The organism is Pseudomonas sp. PNPG3 (genome assembly GCF_023093815.1).
GTDB lineage: Bacteria > Pseudomonadota > Gammaproteobacteria > Pseudomonadales > Pseudomonadaceae > Aquipseudomonas > Aquipseudomonas asiatica.
This window is the reverse complement of the sequence record NZ_JALLKV010000009.1, coordinates 132554-152426: the sequence shown is the minus strand read 5'-3', so window position 1 is coordinate 152426 and position 19873 is coordinate 132554. Positions and strand designations below refer to the sequence as shown.

Sequence of the window (19873 nt, the reverse complement as noted above, 5' to 3'; positions counted from 1 at the left end):
AACCTCCAACAGGCCGGAACCTTTCGTGGGCAACCTCTACCTGATCCGACATGGCCAAGCCTCCTTCGGCGCCGATGACTACGATGTCCTCTCGCCCGTGGGCGTGCGCCAGAGCCAGGCCCTGGGTGAGCACCTGGCCCAGCTCGGTGTAAGGCTGGACCGCTGCGTGGCAGGCGACCTGCGCCGCCAGCAGGATACCGCGCGCCTAGCCCTGGATGCATTGCACGCCAATGGCTGCCCGGTGCCGGCTGTTGAGACCGATACAGCATTCAATGAGTTCGATGCCGATGGTGTGATCCGCGCCTTGTTGCCCGGGCTGCTGCCGCAGGAGCCCGACGCCCTGCACATCCTGCGCAATGGCGCGCAGCACCGCAGCGAGTTCCAGCGCCTGTTCGCACTGATGGTGCAGCGCTGGCACGATGGCGAACATGCCGACGATGGCCTGGAGACCTGGCAGGCGTTCACCGCCCGCGTGCAAGGCGGCCTGCAGCGCGTACTGGATGCCGCCGGTAGCGGCGACAATATCGCCATCTTCACCTCGGGCGGTACCATTGCCGCCCTGCTTCACCTGGTCACCCGTATTACCCCCGGACAGGCGTTCGCGCTGAACTGGCAGATCATCAACACGTCGCTCAGCCAGCTGAAGTTCCGCGGCCGCGACGTGGCACTGGCTTCCTTCAACAGCCAGGCCCATGTGCAGCTGTTGAGGGCGCCGGAGCTTGTCACCTATCGATGAGCCCGGCTTGTTGTGTCCCTGCGGGGACGTGTAAATCACTCTATAAGGAATGCGCCATGACCTCCGTAGCTGATGCCGTTAAAAAGATGCAAGAGAAGTTCAACCCATCCGCTGCCGCCGGCCTGGACCTGGTGTTCGGCTTCAACATCACCGACGAAGACAAGCACTACGCGCTGATCGTCAAGGACGGCACCTGCGACCTGCAGGAAGGCGAAAACCCGGATGCCAACTGCACCCTGGTGATGGATAGCGAAACCCTGAAGGGTATCGTCAGCGGCGAAACCGACGGCATGCAGGCATTCATGGGCGGCAAGCTGCGCGTTGAAGGCGACATGATGCTGTCGATGAAGCTCAGCGAGCTGTTCCCGTCCTGAGGGCTGGAAATAGCGGATGATCGAAAAACCGAAGCCTGACCGGCTTCGGTTTTTTTTTGCCCGCCTGTTCGGGCCCTGTCGCTTCATCAAGGCAGTTGATCAGACAGCAACACCCTCACCTATATGGCATCTGGCACGCTTGTTCCATCCTAGGCAGACCATTAGATTAACCAATAGTCCTTGCGATCGAGAATAAGGAAAACGCATGACGCTCACCGACCAGTCCACCCAGGTACGCCCCGGCGAAGAACTCGACGCGGCTGTCATCGACCCTTACCTCAAGGCAAACATCCCCGGCCTGGATGGCCTGCCGAGCATCAGCCAGTTCCCTGGCGGCGCCTCCAACCTTACCTACCTGGTCAGCTACCCGGGCCGCGACTTCGTGCTGCGCCGTCCACCGTTCGGGCAGAAGGCCAAGTCGGCCCACGACATGGGCCGCGAGTTTCGCATTCTCAACCAGCTGAACAGCGGCTTCCCCTACTGCCCCAAGGCCTATGTGCACTGCACCGACAGCAGCCTGATCGGCGGAGAGTTCTATGTGATGGAGCGGGTCAAGGGCGTTATCCTGCGCTCGGACATCCCGGCCGAGCTGGGCCTCGACGCCAACCGCACCGAGGCCCTGTGCAAGAGCTTCATCGACCGCCTGGTGGAACTGCACCAGGTGGACTACAACGCCTGCGGCCTGGCCGACCTGGGCAAACCGGAGGGCTATGTACAGCGCCAGATCGAGGGCTGGACCAGCCGCTATGAAAAGGCCCTGACGCCCGACGCCCCTCGCTGGGAACAGGTGACTGCCTGGCTGCACGAGAAAATGCCCGCCGACCACCCGCGACCCGGCATCGTGCACAACGACTACCGTTTCGACAACGTGATCCTCGATGCCGACAACCCCATGCGCATCATCGGTGTGCTGGACTGGGAAATGGCCACCCTGGGCGACCCGCTGATGGACCTGGGCAACAGCCTGGCCTACTGGATCGAGGCCGACGACCCGGCCCCAGTGCAGCTGATGCGTCGCCAGCCGAGCAACGCGCCGGGCATGCTCACCCGCCGCCAGTTCGTCGATTACTACGCCGAGCGCGCCGGCATCCGCCTGGACAACTTCGATTACTACTATTGCTATGGCCTGTTCCGCCTGGCCGGCATTGTCCAGCAGATTTACTACCGCTATTACCACGGCCAGACCCAGGACAAGCGCTTTGCCCAGTTCATCCACATGAACCGCTTGCTGGAGCAGATGACCTTGCAGGTCATCGCCAAGTCCAGCCTCTGAGCCCCGACCTCGACGACGGATAACAAGGAAAACAGCATGTCCAAGACCCACCTGTTCGACCTCGACGGCAAGATTGCCTTCGTTTCCGGCGCCAGCCGTGGCATCGGCGAGGCCATCGCCCACCTGTTGGCCCAGCAAGGTGCCCATGTGATCGTGTCCAGCCGCAAGCTCGACGGTTGCCAGCAGGTGGCTGACGCCATCATCGCCGCCGGTGGCAAGGCCACGGCGGTGGCCTGCCACATCGGTGAACTGGAGCAGATCCAGCAGGTGTTTGCCGGCATCCGCGAACAATTCGGGCGGCTGGACATCCTGGTCAACAACGCCGCTACCAACCCGCAGTTCTGCAACGTACTGGATACCGACCCAGGGGCTTTCCAGAAGACCGTGGACGTGAACATCCGTGGCTACTTCTTCATGTCGGTCGAGGCCGGCAAGCTGATGCGCGAGCATGGTGGCGGCAGCATCATCAACGTGGCGTCTATCAACGGGGTTTCACCCGGCCTGTTCCAGGGCATCTATTCGGTGACCAAGGCGGCAGTCATCAACATGACCAAGGTCTTCGCCAAGGAGTGCGCGCAGTTCGGGATCCGCTGCAACGCCCTGCTACCGGGCCTGACCGACACCAAGTTCGCCTCGGCACTGGTGAAGAACGACGCCATCCTCAATGCCGCGCTGCAGCAGATCCCGCTCAAGCGCGTGGCCGACCCCAAGGAAATGGCCGGCGCAGTGTTGTACCTGGCCAGCGATGCCTCCAGCTACACCACCGGTACCGCACTCAATGTCGACGGTGGCTACCTGTCCTGATCAGGCTTTTACTGCAACCAGGGTGTAGCTCAGGGGCAGGCGTGCGGGCTGCTCGCGCAGGCGATATTCACCGTCGTCGCCCTTGACCATCTGCCCCGGCAGCGCCTCCCAGGGGATGCTCTGGTGCTCGACCAGGGCGGTCAGTTGCAGGCCGTGGGCCAGCAAGGCGCTGATCACCTCGCCCAAGCCGTGGTTCCACTCGTGGGTTTCGGTGTGGGAAAGGCGCTGCTCGGTTTCGACGTAGGTTTGGTCGTTGTGCCACACCGTCGGCTCTTCGTGTTCGAAGTACGGGTATTCGAGTTGCAGGCGGTCCTGGTGGTCTTCGTTGACTGCCATCAGCATCGGGTGCCCGTCGCGCAGGAACAACCGCCCACCCGGCTTCAGCAGGGCCGCGACAGTACGCGCCCACGGCTCGATGCGAGGCAGCCAGCAGAGCGCGCCGATGCCGGTGTAGACCAGGTCGAACGTGCCGGCCGGCAACACCTTGTCGGCGGCGTAGACGTCAGACTCGACATACGCGATGGGTGCCGCACAGCGCTGGGCCAACGCACGCGCTTCGGCCAGCGAAGCCACGGAATAGTCCAGGCCACAGACCTTGGCACCAAGGCGCGCCAGCGAGAGGGTATCGGTACCGATGTGGCACTGCAGGTGCACGGCGTTGAGCCCGTCGATATTGCCAAGCAATGGCAGGTCGAAGCGTACGGTTTCGGAAAGGTGTTCGGGATGCTGGACGAGCCGTTCGACTTCGTAGTCGTTGGAAGCAGCGTGCAGCGGGGCACGTTCATCCCAGCTGGCGCGGTTGAGTTGCAGTGAGCGGTCCATGGTGTCTTCCTTGATTCGTGGGGGCTCATGCTAGCCCCCACCAAGCTCCCTGCGACAGGACAGCCTTGCTAAAAATTGTAAAGCTGGTGCGGTCACTGTGGGAGCGGGCGTGCCCGCGAAGAAACAACGCGGTGGCTGGCACCGGCTACGCCGGTGTTCGCGGGCGCGCCCGCTCCCACCAGACCACACAGAGCCCCTGCCAAGTCAGCCAGCCATGTGCAGTCGCCAGCCGTTACAGGCAGGTCGCCGCCGCCGCCCGGCGCTGCAGGGCCACACCGTCGTTCTTCTGCGCGTAGTAATCCACCCGCGCCCCGCCCGCCTGCGGGTACACGTCCACGAACGCCTCGGCCTCACGGGTATACACGGTGAAGCCACCTTGCTTGCGTGGTTCCAGATAACCACTGGCGTCGTCGCCGAATACCTTCTCTTCCTGCCAGCTGAACTGGATGCACTGGGCCACCAGTTCCGGCGCCTTGTGCGAGTCGAGTTGCGCGGTCGGCTTGCCGCCGCGGGCCGTTTCCATGGTCGCAGAAGCACAACCGACCAGCATCAACGCCGCGGCCATCGGCAGAATCGCACGCATGTTCCATCCTCAGGATAAAAAAGAAGGCGACTCTAGCACTGGCAAGCATCGCGAGTGAATTGTCGCGCTCAGGTGGCTGTCGCAGATAAGGCATTCCTTCACAAGGAGATAACCATGAAACTGCACCACCTGCTGTTCGCCGTCCTTGCCAGCCTGCCCCTGGCTGCCACCGCAGCCCCCTCCAGCGAAGAAAGCGTCACCGCACCAGAAACCCACAACCGCGAGCTCAAGGTCGGCGACAAGGCACCCGACCAGTACAAACGCGATGACCAGGCTATCAAGGACTGGAAAGCCAAGGGCCTGCCAGCACCGGAAAAGGAAAGCCACTGGGTAAACATGGGTGGGCGCTACGTGCTGGTGCAGATCACCAACGGTGTGGTGCTGGCGATCCAGTCAGCCCGCTGATTCAACACTCTTCACTCCCGCCGCTCTCGCTGGCACGACAATTTTTTGCCTGCCAGCGAAACCAAATGGATCCTTTCCAGTCTCAGGAGGTGTGCCGTAAACCTTTGCGGATCAAGGACCTATATCGTGATGACCCGTCTTGCAAGCCTTTCGCTGATTGCTGTTGTCCTGCTGACTGCCGGGTGCCATAGCCATCGCTACCATGACGACGACGATGGCTGGCGTGACCGTGACCGTGACCATCGCCACCACCATCGGCATGACCGCGACGACGATGATGACGACTATCGTCGATATCGTGGTGACCGCTACTACCGCTGAAACGTCTTTTTCAACCCTGGCCCGCCGCCCATTGCGCGGCACCTTAACCTGATGATTCCTTTGAGGTTCGTATCATGCGTCTGACTCTGCCTTCCCTTGCCCTCGGCCTGCTGCTGTGCCAGGGCGCTTTCGCCGGTGACGGTACCGCCGCCATTGGCGGTGGCCTGGGTGGTGTTCTGGGTAACGTTGTCGGTCAACAGATCGGCGGCAAAACGGGGGCGGCCATCGGCGCCGGCCTCGGCGGCGCAGCCGGCAGTGCGGTAGGTGCACGCAAGGGCAACCGTACCGAAGCCGCCATTGGCGGTGGCCTGGGCTCGGCGGGCGGTTCGCTGCTGGGCGGCGCGGTGGGCGGCAAGACCGGCTCCACCGTGGGTGCCGGCCTGGGTGGTGCGGCCGGTGGTGCCATCGGCAACCACCTGGGCGACAACAACGGCAAGCACCACCGTCACCGTCACTGATTCCAGTGACAAAGGGGCCGCAATGCGGCCCCTTTTGTTTTGCAAACCCTGCAGTACATCAATACCCCCTTCAGCACAATCCGGCACACTGGCTGCTACTGTCTATCGTGCCCCCGTGTGAAGGAACACCGCCTCCCCATGAACCAAGAGCTGCTATGGGTGCTTGGCCTGCTGGCCATCGTCATCACCCTGTTCGTCATCAACCGCCCACGCATGGACGTGGTCGCGCTACTGGTGATCCTCGCCCTGCCGCTGTCGGGCATCCTCACCGTGGAGCAGGCGCTGGCCGGTTTCAGTGACCCCAACGTGGTGTTGATCGCCGCCTTGTTCGTGATCGGTGAAGGCCTGGTGCGCACCGGCATTGCCTACCGTATCGGCGAATGGATGAGCGAGCGGGCCGGCAACAGCGAGGCGCGCCTGCTGGTGTTGCTGATGGTAGCCGTGGCGGGGCTGGGTTCGATGATGAGCTCCACCGGCGTGGTGGCCATTTTCATTCCGGTGGTGCTGAGCATCGCTGCACGCCTGCAGCTTTCGCCCGCCCGCCTGATGATGCCGCTGGCTTTCGCCGGCCTGATCAGCGGCATGCTCAGCCTGGTGGCCACACCGCCCAACGTGGTGGTACACAGCGAGCTGGTACGCCATGGCGAAGCGGGCTTCAGCTTCTTCAGCTTCACCCCGTTCGGCCTGGTGGTGCTGGTGCTGGGCATCGGCTACATGCTGCTGACCCGGCACTGGCTGAATGGCGAAGTGCGCAAGGACGGCCGCGTGGAAAGCCGCCGCACCCTGCTGGACCTGGTGCTGGACTACAAGCTCAATGGCCGTGAACGGCGCCTGCGCATCCGCCCCCACTCGCCGCTGATCGGTCATACCCTGGGCGAGCTGGAGCTGCGCACCCGGCATGGCGCCAACGTGATCGGTATCGAGCGCCAGCACAAGTTCACCACGCGGGTGATCGCCGCCGACTCCAGCACCGTGCTGCACCAGGGCGATGTGCTGCTGCTCGACCTGTTCGCCAACCGCGACGACCTGCGCAGCCTGTGCCAGACCATGCAGCTGGAGCCGCTGCACTTCAAGGCGGCCTACTTCATCGACCAGTCCCAGGAGCTGGGCATGGCCGAGGTATTGCTGCCACCGGGTTCGAAACTGCTCGGCAAGAGCGTCCTCGAACTGGCCTTCCGCACGCGCTTCGACCTCAACGTTGTCGGCTTGCGCCGCGAGCAGGTGGCGATCGAAGAACAGCTGGTGGAAGAAAAGCTGCGCCTGGGCGACACCCTGCTGGTAGTCGGCCCGTGGAAAGCCGTGCGCCAGTTGCAAAGCAAGCCCAAGGACTTCCTGGTACTGAGCCTGCCCGCAGAAATCGACCTGGTCGCGCCCGCCCGCACCCGCGCACCACAGGCGTTGCTGAGCCTGGCGGTGATGGTCGGGCTGATGGTCAGCGGCGCGGTCCCCAATGTCATTGCCGCGCTGATCGGCTGCCTGCTGATGGGCGCAGGCCGCTGCATCGACATGAACAGCGCCTACCGGGCCATCCACTGGCAAAGCCTGGTGCTGATCGTCGGTATGCTGCCCTTTGCCCAGGCACTGCAGAAAACCGGCGGCATCGACCTGGCAGTGGGCGGCCTGGTCAGCGTGCTGGGCGGTGCCGGCCCCAGTGCCATCCTTGCCTGCCTGTTCGCGGTCACGGCGGTGATCGGCCTGTTCATCTCCAACACGGCCACTGCGGTACTGATGGCACCCGTGGCTGTCAGCACCGCCACGCAGCTGGGCATGTCGCCCTACCCGTTTGCCATGACCGTGGCGCTGGCTGCCTCGGCGGCCTTCATGACGCCGGTGTCATCGCCGGTGAACACCCTGGTACTTGGCCCGGGGCAATACCGCTTCGCCGACTTCGTCAAAGTTGGCGTGCCGTTCACAGTATTGGTGATGCTGGTGACCGTGTTGATGGTGCCGTGGTTCTTCGGGCTGTAGGGTTTGGCTACGAATGAAGGCGATTTGGCATTATCTCGACCGATCGCGGCAGATTGACATCAAGTCCCCTGACGAAACACACTTATGCGCAATTGCCCCAGGTGCTTCAAGCCGTTGTCCTGGATTTCGTTTCCGCCTTGCCGGTCGAGCCCATGGTTTTTCCAGCCCAATCGCGCTTGTTGCACTACGTCGTTCTACTCGGCCTGACCTTCGCCCTGACCCTGGGCGGCATCCTGGCCCGCCCGATCGAATCCCTGTCGCTGTTCTGGCCGGTCAATGCGGTCCTGGCTGGGGTGCTACTGCGCTACCCCCGCCAAGCCACGCTGACGGGCTTTACCCTGGTCTGGCTGGCCATGGTCGGCGCCGACCTGCTGTGCGGCAGCGCCTGGGTGCCTGCCCTATGGTTCAACCTGTGCAACCTGGGCGTGGTGGTCACCCTCTGGCTGATGCTCTCGCTCTTGCCGCGCCTGCACCGACGGATGCGTTCTCCCCACGGCGTCCTCAGCGTGTTCGGCGCCAGTGCCGCCGGGGCAATAGTGGCTGCCAGCATGGCGGCGGCAGTGGCCGCGCCGTGGTTCGAACAGTCGTTGCGCGCCACCTGGCTGGCCTGGTTCAGTGAACAGTTCTCGACCAGCGTGCTGGTGCTGCCAGTGCTGCTGACGACCCCTTCGGCAAGAGCGCTGGTGCGCGGTGGCGCCCAGGCCATCCGCCTGGCGCCGTTGCTGGTGCTGCTGGCCTCGCTGGCGTTCAGCATTGCCTTCGGCGGTCCCGGGGCCATTGCCTTCCCGATTGCCGCGCTGCTGTGGTGTGCCTGGACTTACTCACCGTTCCTGGTTTCTCTGCTGACACTCACCGCTGGCAGCACGCTGATCGTGGCGGTGGCGCAAAACCTCATGCATTTCAGCGTGCCGCAAAGCGAGCCCGGAGTGACCACACTGATGTCGGCGCGCCTGGGCATCGCCATGCTGGTGCTCGGGCCGCTGGTGGTGGCCTGCGTCAGCCAGGCCAACCGCAGCCTGATGGCCCGCCTGGCGCATCAGGCCAGCATCGACCACCTCACCGGTGTGCTCACCCGCAGCGCCTTCACCCGCCGCGCCAACGCGCTGCTGGAAAGCCGCCAGCAACACGCCCAAGCGCTGCCGCTGACCCTGATGATGCTGGACATCGACCACTTCAAGTCGATCAATGATGTCCATGGCCATGCGGTCGGTGACCAGGTGCTGCGCCAGTTCGCCAGCACCCTGCAGGACCAGTTGCACGATGGTGAACTGTTCGCTCGCCTGGGCGGCGAGGAATTTGTCGTGGTCCTACCGGGCCTGGCGCCAGATCGGGCCAAGTTCACTGCCGAGCGCCTGCGCCGTGCGGTGCAGGAGCTGCATGTGATGCAGGCCGGCCAGTCCCTGCAGGTTACCGTCAGTATCGGCCTGGCCGGTTGTGCCGCCGACATGCCGGTCCCCACCCTCGATGAACTGCTGGCACGCGCCGACCAGGCGCTGTACCGGGCCAAGGCCCATGGCCGCAATCGCGTCGAACAGGCCGAGCCACAACGCCAGGCGATGTGAGCTAGCCACCCAGCAGGTCCCACGTCAACTTGGCGATCAGCACGCACAAGAGCACCAGGAACAACCCACGCACAAAGCCCGCGCCCTTGCGCACCGCCAGCCAGGTACCGGTCAGCGCGCCGAGGATGTTGCACACCGCCATGGGCAAGGCGATGGCGTACAGCACATTGCCTGATGGCACGAAGAACACCAGAGCCGCCAGGTTGGTGGCGATGTTCACCACCTTGGCCGATGCCGAGGCGTGCAGAAAGTCCAAAGCGAAGAAGCGGATGAACAGGAAGATCAGGAAGCTGCCGGTACCCGGCCCGAACAGGCCATCGTAAAAGCCGATCGCACCACCGATCAGTACCGCCAGGCACTGCTCCTTGCGGCCGATCCTTGTGGGTTTGTGCAGCGTGCCGAAGTCCTTCTTGCAGAAGGTGTAGATGGCCATCAGCACGATCAGCACCAGCACCGCCGGGCGCATCACGCTGGGCGGCACCAGCGACACCGTGGCGGCACCGGCGAACGACATGACGAAGGCACTGAGCGCTGCCGGCACGATCAACCCCCAGTCCAGCGTCACCCTGCGGATGAACGAACGCGCAGCGAAGGCCGTGCCACACACCGACGCCAGCTTGTTGCTACCGAGCAGTGCCGCCGGTTGCGCGGTGGGCAGCACATTGAACAAGGCCGGGATCTGGATCAGCCCACCGCCACCCACGGCGGCGTCGATCAGGCCAGCGGCGAAGGCAAACACGGAAAGCACAGCGATATCCATCATGACGCGGTTCCAGGCAGTGAAGACGCTTTCAAGGCTAATCAAAGTGCCGCGCTTGTGTTGAAATGCCATATTGCGAAAACTGCAACGAGGAGCAGGCAATGGCGTTGGACATGCTGCGGGAAATTCAGGCGTTCGTCAGCGTGGCGCATAAGCGCAGCTTCGTCGCCGCGGCCCGCTCCCTGGGGCGCTCACCCAGCGCGGTTACCCGCGCAGTGCAAACCCTGGAAGACAACGCCGGGAGCAAACTGCTCAACCGCAACGCCAATGCCGTGACCCTGACCGAAGCCGGCGAGCGCCTGCTGCCACACGCCGAACGCTTGCTGGATGTGCAACGTGATGCCGCCGACGAACTGGCCGCGCTCAGCGGCAGTGCACAAGGCTGGATCCGCTTCGCCGTGCCGCAGGTACTGGGTGAACATGTACTGCCCCAAGTGCTTGCCGAGTTTTCCCGCTGCCACCCCCAGGTAACCCTGGACGTGCAGTACAGCGACGGGGCCCTGGACCCGCTGCAAGGCAAGTTCGATTTCGTGGTGCGCGGTGCCTTCCCACAGTCGAGCGAGCTGATCGGCTACCCACTTGGGGATTACCAGCGCCACCTGTATGCAAGCCCTGAATACCTGGCCCTGGCCGGCACGCCACAACAACCCGAGGACCTCGAAGGCCACGCGCTGATCCTGCACACCGCCCCGCGCATCCTAAAGGCCTGGCACTTCTGCCGCGACGGCCAGATCACCAGCCTGCGCCCCAGGCCCAGGCTGCGCCTGGACTCAGGTGACGCGGTGTACCACAGCACCTTGGCCGGCGCCGGTATCGCCCGCCTGGCCGCCTGGGTCGGCGAAGCACAGGTCAAGGCCGGGCGGTTGGTGCGGGTATGCCCGCAGTACCGCCTGACCTCCAGCAACGGCCAGGACCCGCAGATGCATGCCGTGTACCCCGCCGGCGAGCTGCCGGCGCGGGTACGCGACCTGCTGGCAGCCCTGCGCCGCACCGGCCTAGCCTACTGAAACAACGCCCTGAAACGGCTGTTCAATTTCTGCTCAATTTAACAGAGCCCGCCGCGGGCTTGGCTTGCAGAACTTTATCCACAGACCTACCCACGTTTTTTGTGGACAGTTTTCCCAGTGCAAAGAATGACTTATCGTACAAATCGGTAGGGTGAATCGGCCAACAATGAAGAGGAATGGGCCCGCCCGAAGGACAGGCAGGCCGCGAGGGATAGGTGTGGTGAACGTCAGCTTGGCGGAATGGTGCCAAGGATACCGATCAGAATGGTCAGCAGCAGAAAACCACCCAGGAATAGCGCGAGCTTGCCCATTGGAACCTCTACAAGTGTGATGCGGGAATGGGCATATTGTCGGGCTTGGGCTGATACCGTTACAGATTCAGCTTTATGGAAAAAAAGCGGATCAGATGTGAGGCACCCGGTTCTTTTGTGTGAGCGGCCTTGCTTCGCGAAAGGGCCGCAGGGCGGCCCCGGCAATCTTGAGGGATGCATCGAAAACCTGGGGCCGCTGCGCGCCCCTTTCGCGACACAAGGCGCCGCTCCCGTAGAACTGCACATAACTCATTGAATTAGCAGGGGCCCTGTGGGAGCGGCTTCAGCCGCGAACACCGGCGCAGCCGGTGCCATGCACCGCGTTGGATTCTTCGCGGCTAAAGCCGCTCCCACCGGTACGCGGATTGCTTGCAATTTCAGTTATCTACGCGACAGCGCAGCCCAAAGGGCTGGGCCCTCTCCCACAAGAGCGGCGCATCTGGCCCTTACGCGTGACAGCAATTTTTGCAGTCATCCACGCTGTGCTAGGGTCAAGCGCTCGAACCTGCCAGGAGTGCCATCCCTTCATGACCGCTTTCGCCACCAACGCTGCCCTGTTGTTGATCGACCTTCAGATTGGTATCCACCACCCGCGCCTGGGCCGGCGCAACAACCCTGAGGCCGAACTGCGTATAGGCGATCTGCTGGCTGCGTGGCGTCGGTCAGGACGCCCGGTGATCCATGTGCGCCACCTGTCCCGCTCGGTAGACTCGGTGTTCTGGCCGGGCCAGTCCGGTTGCGAATTCCAGCCCGCATTTACCCCACTGGCCAGCGAAACCGTGTTCGACAAACATGTGCCCGATGCCTTCGCCAACTCCGGCCTGGAGCGCTGGCTGCATGCGCGCAGCATCAACGCACTGGTCATCGCCGGGGTAATAACCAACAACTCCGTGGAATCCACCGCACGCTCGGCGGGCAATCTCGGTTTCGATGTGGTGGTGGTGGAAGATGCCTGCTTCACCTTTGACCAGCACGACCTGCAAGGCCGGCTTTGGCCGGCGGAGGATGTACATGCGCTGTCGTTGAGCAACCTGGCTCTGGATTACGCGCGCATCCTGCGCACGGAGCAGGTTCTGATCGGTGACTCGCTTCAGGTCAACCGCTGAAGCTTCTGCGCAGGCAGCCAGCCAACTCGTCATTGCCATGGCGGCGACACCAGACCCAGCCATTGAGCGGGCGCACCATCTGCACCTGCTCTTGGCGAAGCGGATGGGCGCAGATGCCCGATGTCTACCCGCCACTCGACCACCACCCTGCCACACCGTTTCAGCCGTACACTGCTCGCCTGTACCCTGCTGCCACCTGGCCTGCTGACGGCGGACATCACCACGGCTGCAGCACAGCAGCCCCAGCCAGCCGCTACAGCGGCGGATGACTTCGACCCGCTTAACAACTTGCCGCAGGAAGCGCCTCAGACATTCACCTAGGCGGTGATGGATGCGGACCACCTGTAGCGCGCGGGGCGGCAATTGCTACATAAGGTTTCGAAAAGCACTGCAGCCTCTGGATCAATCCGCCTTGAGGGCCTGCATTGCCAAACACCTATCATCGCCACCTACCATGCGGGCTCAGGAGGGTTTGAAAGACATGATTTGAAACGCTGACTGTAGGATCTTTTGCCGCGCAATGTAGGAAGAATCTATGTAGTGGGATTTGCCTGTATGAAACATCAGTTTCTCCAGCAAATTCGAACTGCTACGGTCCAGTTTTCCTACAGCGGCACGGAAGCCTACAGCATGAGAAAAGCATGGATCCGTTCAATACCTCGGCCCTGAAACTACAGAAGAATTTGCTTAACCTGCGCCTTGAGCGTGACCGCCTGAGAAGGGAGGGCAAGGACAAGGAGGCGGACGAACTCGCGGCACCGATCGAGCGGATAGAGGCAGCTATTCGTCAATTACCGGATGCCATGAAGCCAGTGACCCTGCAATAAAAACCTGCGGGAGCGGGCATGCCCGCGAAGAATGCAAAGCCGTGTATGGCTCCGGCTGCGCCGGTGTTCGCGGCTGATGCCGCTTCCACAGATACAGTGCAGACCTCAAGCTTTCCAGCCTACGGATCCGATTTCCGCGCAGTTGTCAGTAATGCAATTTGGCTTGAGAGGCTGCGGCTAGCGCTCAGTAGCAAGCGAGGAGCCCGCCTCGGCGGGCTTTTTCGTGCCTGTAAGAATGGGATGAAGCCAGGTAAGTTGGAGCCTTGGCGAAACCGACCAAGCAAGAAGTATCGGAAGCGCCGAAACAAACGATACCCACGGATGGTCCCACGGATGGTTTCCTATGCCCCAAAAACGCAAAAAGCCCTGAATAATCAGGGCTTTGAATATGGCGGAAGCGTAGAGATTCGAACTCTAGGATAGTTGCCCATCGACGGTTTTCAAGACCGTTGCCTTAAACCACTCGGCCACGCTTCCAGCTCGTTTTGCGGCCGCCATAATACCGTAATGAAACAAGCTGTCAAACTCTCTGTGTCGCGGGTTGCGGGAGCTCTGATAGACTCCTAGCATCTGAACGTTTGAAAACCACAGGTTTACCAAGGAGTGTCGCCATGCGCGAACAGGATTACGCCGTACACCACGGCCAGCAGGTCGAGCAGCAGGAGATCAGCAAGGTCCTGCGCAACACTTACAGCCTGCTGGCGCTCACGCTCGCCTTCAGCGGTGTCATGGCCTTCGTGGCCCAGCAGATGCGCGTCGGCTACCCGAACGTGTTCGTGGTACTGATCGGCTTCTACGGGCTGTTCTTCCTTACCAACAAACTGCGTGATTCGGCCTGGGGCCTGGTATCCACCTTCGCGCTCACCGGCTTCATGGGTTTTATCCTCGGCCCTATCCTCAACCGCTACCTGGGCATGGCCGGTGGCGCCGAGGTGGTCAGCTCGGCATTTGCCATGACTGCCCTGGTGTTCGGCGGCCTGTCGGCTTATGTGCTGATTACCCGCAAGGACATGAGCTTCCTCAGCGGCTTCATCACTGCGGGCTTCTTTGTCCTGCTGGGTGCTGTCGTGGCCAGCTTCTTCTTCCAGATCAGCGGCCTGCAACTGGCGATCAGCGCTGGCTTCGTGCTGTTCTCGTCGGTCTGCATCCTGTTCCAGACCAGCGCGATCATTCACGGTGGCGAGCGTAACTACATCATGGCGACCATCAGCCTGTATGTGTCGATCTACAACCTGTTTGTCAGCCTGCTGCAGCTGTTTGGCATCATGGGTCGTGATGACTGATTGATTGCTGCAAGAGAAAGCCCGCTTCGGCGGGCTTTTTTTTGGGGAGGGTTCACCCGCGAACACCGGCGCAGCCGGTGCCAAGCTCCACGTTGGTTTCTTCGCGGGTGAACCCGTTCCCACAGGGTCCCCGCAGGATTCAGGCTTGCATGCCGCCATCATGCTTTTCTCTACCCCAATTCGCGTTCAACCCCGTAGAATGCGCTCCTTTTTCTTCCGGGGCAGCTTCTCGCAATGAGCTCACACGAACACAGCCCAGGCGCGGCGGCGCCTGCCAATGAACTGGTGCTTGGTCTGGAGGACAAGCCACGGCTGTTGATCGGCCTGCTGGCAGCACTGCAGCACCTATTGGCGATCATCGTGCCGATCGTCACCCCTGGCCTGCTGATTTGCCAGGCACTGGGTGTTTCGGCACGTGATACCAACCTGATCGTCTCCATGTCGCTGGTCATCTCGGGTATCGCCACCTTCGTCCAGTGCAAACGCTTCGGGCCGTTCGGTGCCGGGCTGCTGATCGTCCAGGGCACCAGCTTCAACTTCGTCGGCCCGCTGATTGCCGGCGGGGCGCTGATGGTCAAGCAAGGTACGCCGGTAGAAGGTGTGATGGCGGCCATCTTTGGCGTGGTAATCGCCGGCTCGTTCGTCGAGATGGGCGTGTCGCGCATCCTGCCCTTCGTCAAACGCCTGATTACCCCGCTGGTAACCGGCATCGTGGTGCTGATGATCGGCCTGACCCTGATCAAGGTCGGCCTGATCAGCATGGGTGGTGGCTTCGGCGCCATGGCCAATGGCACCTTCGCCAATGGCGAGAACCTGCTGCTGTCGGGCGTGGTGCTGGCGATCATCGTCATCCTCAACCGCATCCCGGTGGTGTGGATGCGCAGCTGCGCCATCGTTATCGCCCTGGCGGTCGGCTATGCGCTGGCGGGCTACCTGGGCCGCCTGGATTTCACCGGCATGCACGAAGCTGCGCTGTTCCAGGTGCCGACGCCGCTGCACTTCGGCCTGGGTTTCTCCTGGGCACTGTTCATCCCGATGCTGGTGATCTACCTGGTAACTTCGCTGGAAGCCATCGGTGACGTCACCGCCACCAGCAAGGTGTCGCGCCAGCCGGTCGAAGGGCCGGTGTGGATGCAGCGGATCAAGGGCGGTGTGCTGGTGAACGGGGCCAACTCGCTGCTGGCCGGTTTGTTCAACACCTTCCCGAGCTCGATCTTTGCCCAGAACAATGGCGTGATTCAGCTGACCGGGATCGCCAGCCGCCATATCGGTATGTGGATTGCCGTGATGCTGGTGCTGCTGGGGCTGTTCCCGAGCGTTGCCGGGGTGATCCAGGCGGTGCCGGAGCCGGTGCTGGGTGGTGCGGCCATGGTCATGTTCGGGGCGGTTGCGGCTTCGGGGATCAATATCCTGGCCAGCACCCGCCTGGACCGTCGTGCCCTGCTGATCATTGCTGTATCGCTGGCCCTGGGCCTGGGTGTGGCGCAGGTACCGGAGTTCCTGGCGCACATGCCGGCGGCGATTCGCAATGTGCTGGAGTCGGGCGTGGCTACCGGGGGTATCTGTGCCCTGGTGTTGAACTGGTTCTTGCCGGAGAGCAAGGAACAGGCTTGAGCCTGGAGCCCTTCTGTCAGGGCCATGGGGCTGCTATGCAGCCCATCGCGACGCAAGGCCGCTCCTACACGAGGCCGCGTAGACCTGAAGATTGGTGCAAGACAGAAAGCCCGCCCCGCCATGTACAAGCGGGCGCGGGCTTTTTTGCTTTATCATGGCACCATTCCTTTTGCATGAGTTATCCATGAAATTCGCTATCGCGGTGTTCTCCCCGGCCCATGCGCCCTCCTCGCGGCGTGCCCTGCGCTACGCCGAAGCGGTGCTGGCCGGCGGGCATGAGATTGCCCGGCTGTTCTTCTACCAGGACGGGGTACACAGTGCCTCGGCCAACGTGGTCGCCCCCCAGGACGAGCTGGATGTTGCCGGCCAATGGCGCGCCTTCATTGCAGCCAACCAGCTGGACGCAGTGGTGTGCATCGCCGCTGCCTTGCGCCGTGGCGTGCTCGACGAGGCCGAGGCCAACCGCTACCAGCGCCCGGCCGTGAACCTGCCCAAGCCTTGGGAGCTGTCGGGGCTTGGCCAGCTTCATGAGGCGGCGCAAGTTGCCGATCGCCTTGTCTGCTTCGGAGGCGACTGAAATGGCCAAATCCTTGTTGATCATCAGCCGCCAGGCGCCCTGGAACGGCCCATCGGCCCGTGAAGCACTGGACATCGCCCTGGCTGGCGGCGCGTTCGATCTGCCGCTGGGCATGCTGTTCCTCGATGACGGCGTGTTCCAGCTCGCCGCAGACCAGCAGCCCACCGTCGTGCAACAGAAGAACCTGGCCGCCAACTTGCAGGCGCTGCCAATGTTCGGCGTCGAGGACCTGTTCGCCTGCAGCCACAGCCTCACTCGCCGCGGCCTGGAAGCCGACAATCTGGCGCTGCCAGTGCAAGTGCTGGACGACGCGGCCCTGACCGCACTGATCGCCCGTTTCGACCAGGTGGTAACGCTCTGATGACGACCCTGCATGTAATTGCCCACTCCCCGTTTGGCGACGAGCGCCTGGCCACCTGCCTGCGCCTGCTCGGCACCGACGACGCCCTGCTGCTGTGCGGCGATGCTGTATATGCCCTGCGCACCGGCAGCGAACCGCACCGCCAGCTGCAAGCCGCCGGCCTGACCCAGCGCCTGTTCGCCCTGGAAGAAGACGTGCAGGCCCGCGCGGTCGGCAACGAGCTGGCCAAGGCCCTGGACTACCCCGGGTTCGTCGAACTGTCGCTGCATTACGACAAGGTCAACAGCTGGCTATGAATACCCTCAACGTTGGCGATCAGGCGATCGCCCTGGACAAGGACGGCTTCCTGGTCGACCTGCAAGACTGGTCGCATGCCGCCGCCGAGGCTTTGGCCGCGCGCGAGGGCATCCCTTTGACGGCGGACCACTGGGAAATCCTCGAACTGCTGCGCCAGTTCTACCAGGAATTCCAGCTGTCCCCGGCCACGCGCCCGCTGATCAAGTACACGGCCCTCAAACTGGGCCCGGACAAGGGCAACAGCTCGCACCTCAACCGCCTGTTCAACGGCACTCCCGCCAAACTGGCCGCCAAGCTGGCGGGCCTGCCCAAGCCGACCAACTGCATATGACAGAACCTCGCCCGCTTACCCTGGAAACCCCTGCCGAACACCCGTTCGCCGAGTTCGTGCGCATTCTTGGCAAAGGCAAGCGCGGCGCGCGTGGCCTGACCCGTGAAGAAGCCCGCACGGCCATGACCCTGCTGCTGGAAGGCAAGGTCGAAGATGCCCAGCTCGGTGCCTTCCTCATGCTGCTGCGGCACAAGGAAGAAAGCGCCGAAGAACTGGCCGGCTTCACCGAGGCCCTGCGCGCCCACTTGCAGTCGCCGCGCATCGCCGTGGACCTGGACTGGCCCACCTACGCCGGCAAGAAGCGCCACCTACCCTGGTACCTGCTGGCTGCCAAATGCCTGGCCAACAATGGCGTGCGCATCCTCATGCACGGTGGCGGTGCACATACCGCCGGGCGCATGTACACCGAGCAGTTGCTGTCCTTGCTGGAAATTCCGTTGTGCCGTGACTGGGCTGCGGTCAGCCGGGCCCTGGATCAGCAACGCCTGGCCTTCTTCCCGCTGCAGGACTGGGCGCCGCAGTTGCAGCGCATGATCGACCTGCGCAACACCCTGGGCCTGCGTTCGCCCATCCATTCGCTGGCCCGGGTGCTCAACCCGCTGGCTGCGCGTTGTGGCCTGCAGAGCATCTTCCACCCCGGCTACCAGGCAGTACACCGCGAGGCCAGCCGCCTGCTGGGCGACCATGTCGTGGTAATCAAGGGTGATGGCGGCGAGATCGAGGTCAACCCCGATGTCATCAGCCATCTATACGGCACCACCGCCGGCGAAGCCTGGGACGAGGAGTGGCCAGCGCTGAGCGAACGCCGCCACGTGAAGCCGGCAAGCCTGCAGCCGGAGCAATTGCTGGCGGTCTGGCGCGGCGAGACCGAGGACAGCTACGGTGAGATGGCCGTGGTCGCAACCATCGCCCTTGCCCTGCGCGGCCTGGGCCAAGACCGTGAGCAGGCTTTCGCCACGGCACGCGGTTACTGGGGCGCACGCAACCAATCTAATAACTAGATAGTAAGAGCGCAGTCTTTGCGCTAGTTATTCGAACGTTTTTCCCTAGACTGGGCTCCAACGACAAACAACTTTGTTCCGAGGAGCTCACCATGGGCCTTTTGATCGACGGCCGCTGGCATGACCAGTGGTATGAGAACGGCAAGGACGGCACGTTCAAACGCGAAAACGCCCAACGCCGCAATCAGCTGCCCGCTCCCGAAGCTGGCCGTTACCACCTGTACGTCTCGCTAGCCTGCCCCTGGGCGCACCGCACCCTGATCTTCCGTGCCCTCAAGGGCCTGGAGCCACTAATCGACGTGTCGGTGGTCAGCTGGCTGATGCAGGACCATGGCTGGACTTTCGACCAGCAGCAAGGTTCCAGCGGCGACCACCTCGACGCGCTGCAGTACCTGCACCAGCGCTACACCCAGGATGACCCGCACTACACTGGCCGCGTGACTGTACCGGTGCTGTGGGACAAGAAAGAGAAACGCATCGTCAACAACGAGTCGTCGGAGATCATCCGCATCTTCAACAGCGCGTTCAATGAACTGACCGGCAATACACTGGACCTGTACCCAGAGCCACTGCGCCCGACCATCGAGGCGCTGAACGAGCGCATCTACCCGGCGGTGAACAACGGCGTGTATCGCGCAGGCTTTGCCACTACGCAGGAAGCCTACGAGGCTGCGTTTGACGAAGTGTTCAACGAACTGGACTACCTGGAAGACTTGCTGAGCCGCAACCGCTACCTGGCCGGGGAATACCTGACCGAGGCCGATGTGCGCCTGTTCACCACCCTGGTGCGCTTCGATGCGGTGTACCACGGGCACTTCAAGTGCAACCTGCGCCGCCTGAGCGACTATCACAACCTGTCGAACTGGCTGCGTGAGCTGTACCAGTGGCCGGGGGTGGCGGGCACAGTGGACATGGAGCATATCCAGAAGCACTACTACATGAGCCACAAGACCATCAACCCGAACGGGATCGTGCCCAAGGGGCCACTGCAGGACTTCAATCTGCCGCATGATCGGGAGCGGTTGGCAGGCAAGGGGATTTGGCAGGCTTGAGATTGCAGGGGCTGCTTTGCAGCCCATCGCGACACAAGGC

Annotated in this window: 24 protein-coding genes and 1 tRNA gene; 21 read left to right on the top strand and 4 right to left on the bottom strand. The window is 62.7% G+C overall.

Annotated elements, in window-relative coordinates; genetic code table 11:
- Nucleotides 1–25 precede the first annotated feature (25 nt).
- From MJ643_RS09345 to MJ643_RS09330, 4 genes are all read left to right on the top strand, one after another.
- Nucleotides 26–736: a histidine phosphatase family protein gene (locus MJ643_RS09345; RefSeq protein ID WP_013973208.1), complete on the top strand. Its 711-nt coding sequence runs from the start codon at nt 26–28 to the stop codon at nt 734–736.
- A 56-nt stretch (nt 737–792) separates the two neighbouring features.
- The gene (locus MJ643_RS09340) at nt 793–1110 is read left to right on the top strand and encodes an SCP2 sterol-binding domain-containing protein (protein ID WP_003257405.1); all 318 of its coding nucleotides are present in this window, start codon (nt 793–795) and stop codon (nt 1108–1110) included.
- A gap of 205 nt (nt 1111–1315) precedes the next feature.
- A complete protein-coding gene (locus MJ643_RS09335) occupies nt 1316–2383 on the top strand; it encodes a phosphotransferase family protein (RefSeq protein ID WP_013973210.1) in 1068 nt (355 codons plus the stop codon).
- A gap of 36 nt (nt 2384–2419) precedes the next feature.
- Nucleotides 2420–3187 (top strand): SDR family oxidoreductase, encoded by a 768-nt coding sequence (locus MJ643_RS09330; protein ID WP_015270905.1) that lies wholly within the window; start codon nt 2420–2422, stop codon nt 3185–3187.
- Here MJ643_RS09330 and MJ643_RS09325 read toward each other — a convergent pair whose 3' ends face one another.
- Nucleotides 3188–4009, bottom strand: coding sequence for a class I SAM-dependent methyltransferase (locus tag MJ643_RS09325; protein WP_013973212.1), 822 nt, complete (start codon nt 4007–4009; stop codon nt 3188–3190).
- 232 nt (nt 4010–4241) lie between these two features.
- Nucleotides 4242–4592 carry a hypothetical protein gene (locus tag MJ643_RS09320; protein WP_016498900.1) on the bottom strand — a complete coding sequence of 117 codons (351 nt, stop codon included), beginning with the start codon at nt 4590–4592 and terminating at the stop codon, nt 4242–4244.
- Between the two features lie 114 nt (nt 4593–4706).
- Here MJ643_RS09320 and MJ643_RS09315 point away from each other — a divergent pair, with 114 nt between their 5' ends.
- The 5 genes from MJ643_RS09315 (at nt 4707) to MJ643_RS09295 (ending at nt 9306) form a co-directional block, all read left to right on the top strand.
- The gene (locus MJ643_RS09315; RefSeq protein ID WP_013973214.1) at nt 4707–4997 is read left to right on the top strand and encodes an RcnB family protein; all 291 of its coding nucleotides are present in this window, start codon (nt 4707–4709) and stop codon (nt 4995–4997) included.
- A 129-nt stretch (nt 4998–5126) separates the two neighbouring features.
- On the top strand, nt 5127–5318 hold the full coding sequence (locus MJ643_RS09310; RefSeq protein ID WP_003257401.1) for a hypothetical protein: 192 nt from the start codon (nt 5127–5129) through the stop codon (nt 5316–5318).
- A gap of 74 nt (nt 5319–5392) precedes the next feature.
- On the top strand, nt 5393–5776 hold the full coding sequence (locus tag MJ643_RS09305; protein ID WP_013973215.1) for a glycine zipper domain-containing protein: 384 nt from the start codon (nt 5393–5395) through the stop codon (nt 5774–5776).
- Between the two features lie 138 nt (nt 5777–5914).
- A complete protein-coding gene (locus MJ643_RS09300) occupies nt 5915–7744 on the top strand; it encodes an SLC13 family permease (RefSeq protein ID WP_024087381.1) in 1830 nt (609 codons plus the stop codon).
- A 137-nt stretch (nt 7745–7881) separates the two neighbouring features.
- Nucleotides 7882–9306 carry a GGDEF domain-containing protein gene (locus MJ643_RS09295; RefSeq protein ID WP_208209200.1) on the top strand — a complete coding sequence of 475 codons (1425 nt, stop codon included), beginning with the start codon at nt 7882–7884 and terminating at the stop codon, nt 9304–9306.
- Between the two features lies 1 nt (nt 9307).
- On the opposite strand, the gene MJ643_RS09290 is transcribed toward MJ643_RS09295, so the two are convergent.
- Nucleotides 9308–10069 carry a TSUP family transporter gene (locus MJ643_RS09290; RefSeq protein ID WP_023662099.1) on the bottom strand — a complete coding sequence of 254 codons (762 nt, stop codon included), beginning with the start codon at nt 10067–10069 and terminating at the stop codon, nt 9308–9310.
- A gap of 98 nt (nt 10070–10167) precedes the next feature.
- Here MJ643_RS09290 and MJ643_RS09285 point away from each other — a divergent pair, with 98 nt between their 5' ends.
- From MJ643_RS09285 to MJ643_RS09270, 4 genes are all read left to right on the top strand, one after another.
- The gene (locus tag MJ643_RS09285; RefSeq protein ID WP_208209151.1) at nt 10168–11073 is read left to right on the top strand and encodes a LysR family transcriptional regulator; all 906 of its coding nucleotides are present in this window, start codon (nt 10168–10170) and stop codon (nt 11071–11073) included.
- An 838-nt stretch (nt 11074–11911) separates the two neighbouring features.
- The gene (locus MJ643_RS09280; RefSeq protein WP_013973220.1) at nt 11912–12490 is read left to right on the top strand and encodes a cysteine hydrolase family protein; all 579 of its coding nucleotides are present in this window, start codon (nt 11912–11914) and stop codon (nt 12488–12490) included.
- Between the two features lie 120 nt (nt 12491–12610).
- Nucleotides 12611–12811, top strand: coding sequence for a hypothetical protein (locus tag MJ643_RS09275; RefSeq protein WP_013973221.1), 201 nt, complete (start codon nt 12611–12613; stop codon nt 12809–12811).
- Nucleotides 12812–13131: 320 nt separating this feature from the next.
- Complete coding sequence (locus tag MJ643_RS09270) at nt 13132–13317, top strand: hypothetical protein (protein WP_013973222.1); 186 nt, start codon at nt 13132–13134, stop codon at nt 13315–13317.
- A 389-nt stretch (nt 13318–13706) separates the two neighbouring features.
- On the opposite strand, the gene MJ643_RS09265 is transcribed toward MJ643_RS09270, so the two are convergent.
- A tRNA-Ser gene (locus tag MJ643_RS09265) sits at nt 13707–13794 on the bottom strand.
- A 134-nt stretch (nt 13795–13928) separates the two neighbouring features.
- Here MJ643_RS09265 and MJ643_RS09260 point away from each other — a divergent pair.
- From MJ643_RS09260 to MJ643_RS09225, 8 genes are all read left to right on the top strand, one after another.
- Nucleotides 13929–14600 (top strand): Bax inhibitor-1/YccA family protein, encoded by a 672-nt coding sequence (locus MJ643_RS09260; protein ID WP_003251184.1) that lies wholly within the window; start codon nt 13929–13931, stop codon nt 14598–14600.
- A gap of 234 nt (nt 14601–14834) precedes the next feature.
- Nucleotides 14835–16214: a uracil-xanthine permease family protein gene (locus MJ643_RS09255; protein ID WP_013973275.1), complete on the top strand. Its 1380-nt coding sequence runs from the start codon at nt 14835–14837 to the stop codon at nt 16212–16214.
- A 184-nt stretch (nt 16215–16398) separates the two neighbouring features.
- Nucleotides 16399–16791, top strand: coding sequence for a sulfurtransferase complex subunit TusD (gene tusD / locus MJ643_RS09250; protein WP_013973276.1), 393 nt, complete (start codon nt 16399–16401; stop codon nt 16789–16791).
- A 1-nt stretch (nt 16792) separates the two neighbouring features.
- Nucleotides 16793–17152, top strand: a complete 360-nt coding sequence (gene tusC, locus MJ643_RS09245; RefSeq protein WP_024087386.1) for a sulfurtransferase complex subunit TusC — start codon at nt 16793–16795, stop codon at nt 17150–17152.
- Nucleotides 17152–17448, top strand: a complete 297-nt coding sequence (gene tusB, locus MJ643_RS09240; protein ID WP_013973278.1) for a sulfurtransferase complex subunit TusB — start codon at nt 17152–17154, stop codon at nt 17446–17448. The genes tusC and tusB overlap by 1 nt, the downstream gene beginning before the upstream one ends.
- On the top strand, nt 17445–17780 hold the full coding sequence (locus tag MJ643_RS09235; RefSeq protein WP_013973279.1) for a TusE/DsrC/DsvC family sulfur relay protein: 336 nt from the start codon (nt 17445–17447) through the stop codon (nt 17778–17780). The genes tusB and MJ643_RS09235 overlap by 4 nt, the downstream gene beginning before the upstream one ends.
- Nucleotides 17777–18781: a glycosyl transferase family protein gene (locus tag MJ643_RS09230; protein ID WP_013973280.1), complete on the top strand. Its 1005-nt coding sequence runs from the start codon at nt 17777–17779 to the stop codon at nt 18779–18781. Before MJ643_RS09235 ends, MJ643_RS09230 begins: the two co-directional genes overlap by 4 nt.
- A gap of 92 nt (nt 18782–18873) precedes the next feature.
- A complete protein-coding gene (locus MJ643_RS09225) occupies nt 18874–19833 on the top strand; it encodes a glutathione S-transferase family protein (protein ID WP_013973281.1) in 960 nt (319 codons plus the stop codon).
- The last annotated feature ends 40 nt before the right edge of the window (nt 19834–19873 follow it).

Excerpts from the sequence above, each read along its gene's own strand:
- MJ643_RS09340 (WP_003257405.1), top strand. The coding sequence starts at position 793 with ATGACCTCCGTAGCTGATGCCGTTAAAAAGATGCAAGAGAAGTTCAAC.
- MJ643_RS09335 (WP_013973210.1), top strand. The coding sequence starts at position 1,316 with ATGACGCTCACCGACCAGTCCACCCAGGTACGCCCCGGCGAAGAACTC.
- MJ643_RS09330 (WP_015270905.1), top strand. The coding sequence starts at position 2,420 with ATGTCCAAGACCCACCTGTTCGACCTCGACGGCAAGATTGCCTTCGTT.
- MJ643_RS09325 (WP_013973212.1), bottom strand. The coding sequence starts at position 4,009 with ATGGACCGCTCACTGCAACTCAACCGCGCCAGCTGGGATGAACGTGCC.
- MJ643_RS09320 (WP_016498900.1), bottom strand. The coding sequence starts at position 4,592 with ATGCGTGCGATTCTGCCGATGGCCGCGGCGTTGATGCTGGTCGGTTGT.
- MJ643_RS09315 (WP_013973214.1), top strand. The coding sequence starts at position 4,707 with ATGAAACTGCACCACCTGCTGTTCGCCGTCCTTGCCAGCCTGCCCCTG.
- MJ643_RS09310 (WP_003257401.1), top strand. The coding sequence starts at position 5,127 with ATGACCCGTCTTGCAAGCCTTTCGCTGATTGCTGTTGTCCTGCTGACT.
- MJ643_RS09305 (WP_013973215.1), top strand. The coding sequence starts at position 5,393 with ATGCGTCTGACTCTGCCTTCCCTTGCCCTCGGCCTGCTGCTGTGCCAG.
- MJ643_RS09300 (WP_024087381.1), top strand. The coding sequence starts at position 5,915 with ATGAACCAAGAGCTGCTATGGGTGCTTGGCCTGCTGGCCATCGTCATC.
- MJ643_RS09290 (WP_023662099.1), bottom strand. The coding sequence starts at position 10,069 with ATGATGGATATCGCTGTGCTTTCCGTGTTTGCCTTCGCCGCTGGCCTG.
- MJ643_RS09285 (WP_208209151.1), top strand. The coding sequence starts at position 10,168 with ATGGCGTTGGACATGCTGCGGGAAATTCAGGCGTTCGTCAGCGTGGCG.
- MJ643_RS09280 (WP_013973220.1), top strand. The coding sequence starts at position 11,912 with ATGACCGCTTTCGCCACCAACGCTGCCCTGTTGTTGATCGACCTTCAG.
- MJ643_RS09275 (WP_013973221.1), top strand. The coding sequence starts at position 12,611 with ATGTCTACCCGCCACTCGACCACCACCCTGCCACACCGTTTCAGCCGT.
- MJ643_RS09270 (WP_013973222.1), top strand. The coding sequence starts at position 13,132 with ATGGATCCGTTCAATACCTCGGCCCTGAAACTACAGAAGAATTTGCTT.
- MJ643_RS09260 (WP_003251184.1), top strand. The coding sequence starts at position 13,929 with ATGCGCGAACAGGATTACGCCGTACACCACGGCCAGCAGGTCGAGCAG.
- MJ643_RS09255 (WP_013973275.1), top strand. The coding sequence starts at position 14,835 with ATGAGCTCACACGAACACAGCCCAGGCGCGGCGGCGCCTGCCAATGAA.
- tusD (WP_013973276.1), top strand. The coding sequence starts at position 16,399 with ATGAAATTCGCTATCGCGGTGTTCTCCCCGGCCCATGCGCCCTCCTCG.
- tusC (WP_024087386.1), top strand. The coding sequence starts at position 16,793 with ATGGCCAAATCCTTGTTGATCATCAGCCGCCAGGCGCCCTGGAACGGC.
- tusB (WP_013973278.1), top strand. The coding sequence starts at position 17,152 with ATGACGACCCTGCATGTAATTGCCCACTCCCCGTTTGGCGACGAGCGC.
- MJ643_RS09235 (WP_013973279.1), top strand. The coding sequence starts at position 17,445 with ATGAATACCCTCAACGTTGGCGATCAGGCGATCGCCCTGGACAAGGAC.
- MJ643_RS09230 (WP_013973280.1), top strand. The coding sequence starts at position 17,777 with ATGACAGAACCTCGCCCGCTTACCCTGGAAACCCCTGCCGAACACCCG.
- MJ643_RS09225 (WP_013973281.1), top strand. The coding sequence starts at position 18,874 with ATGGGCCTTTTGATCGACGGCCGCTGGCATGACCAGTGGTATGAGAAC.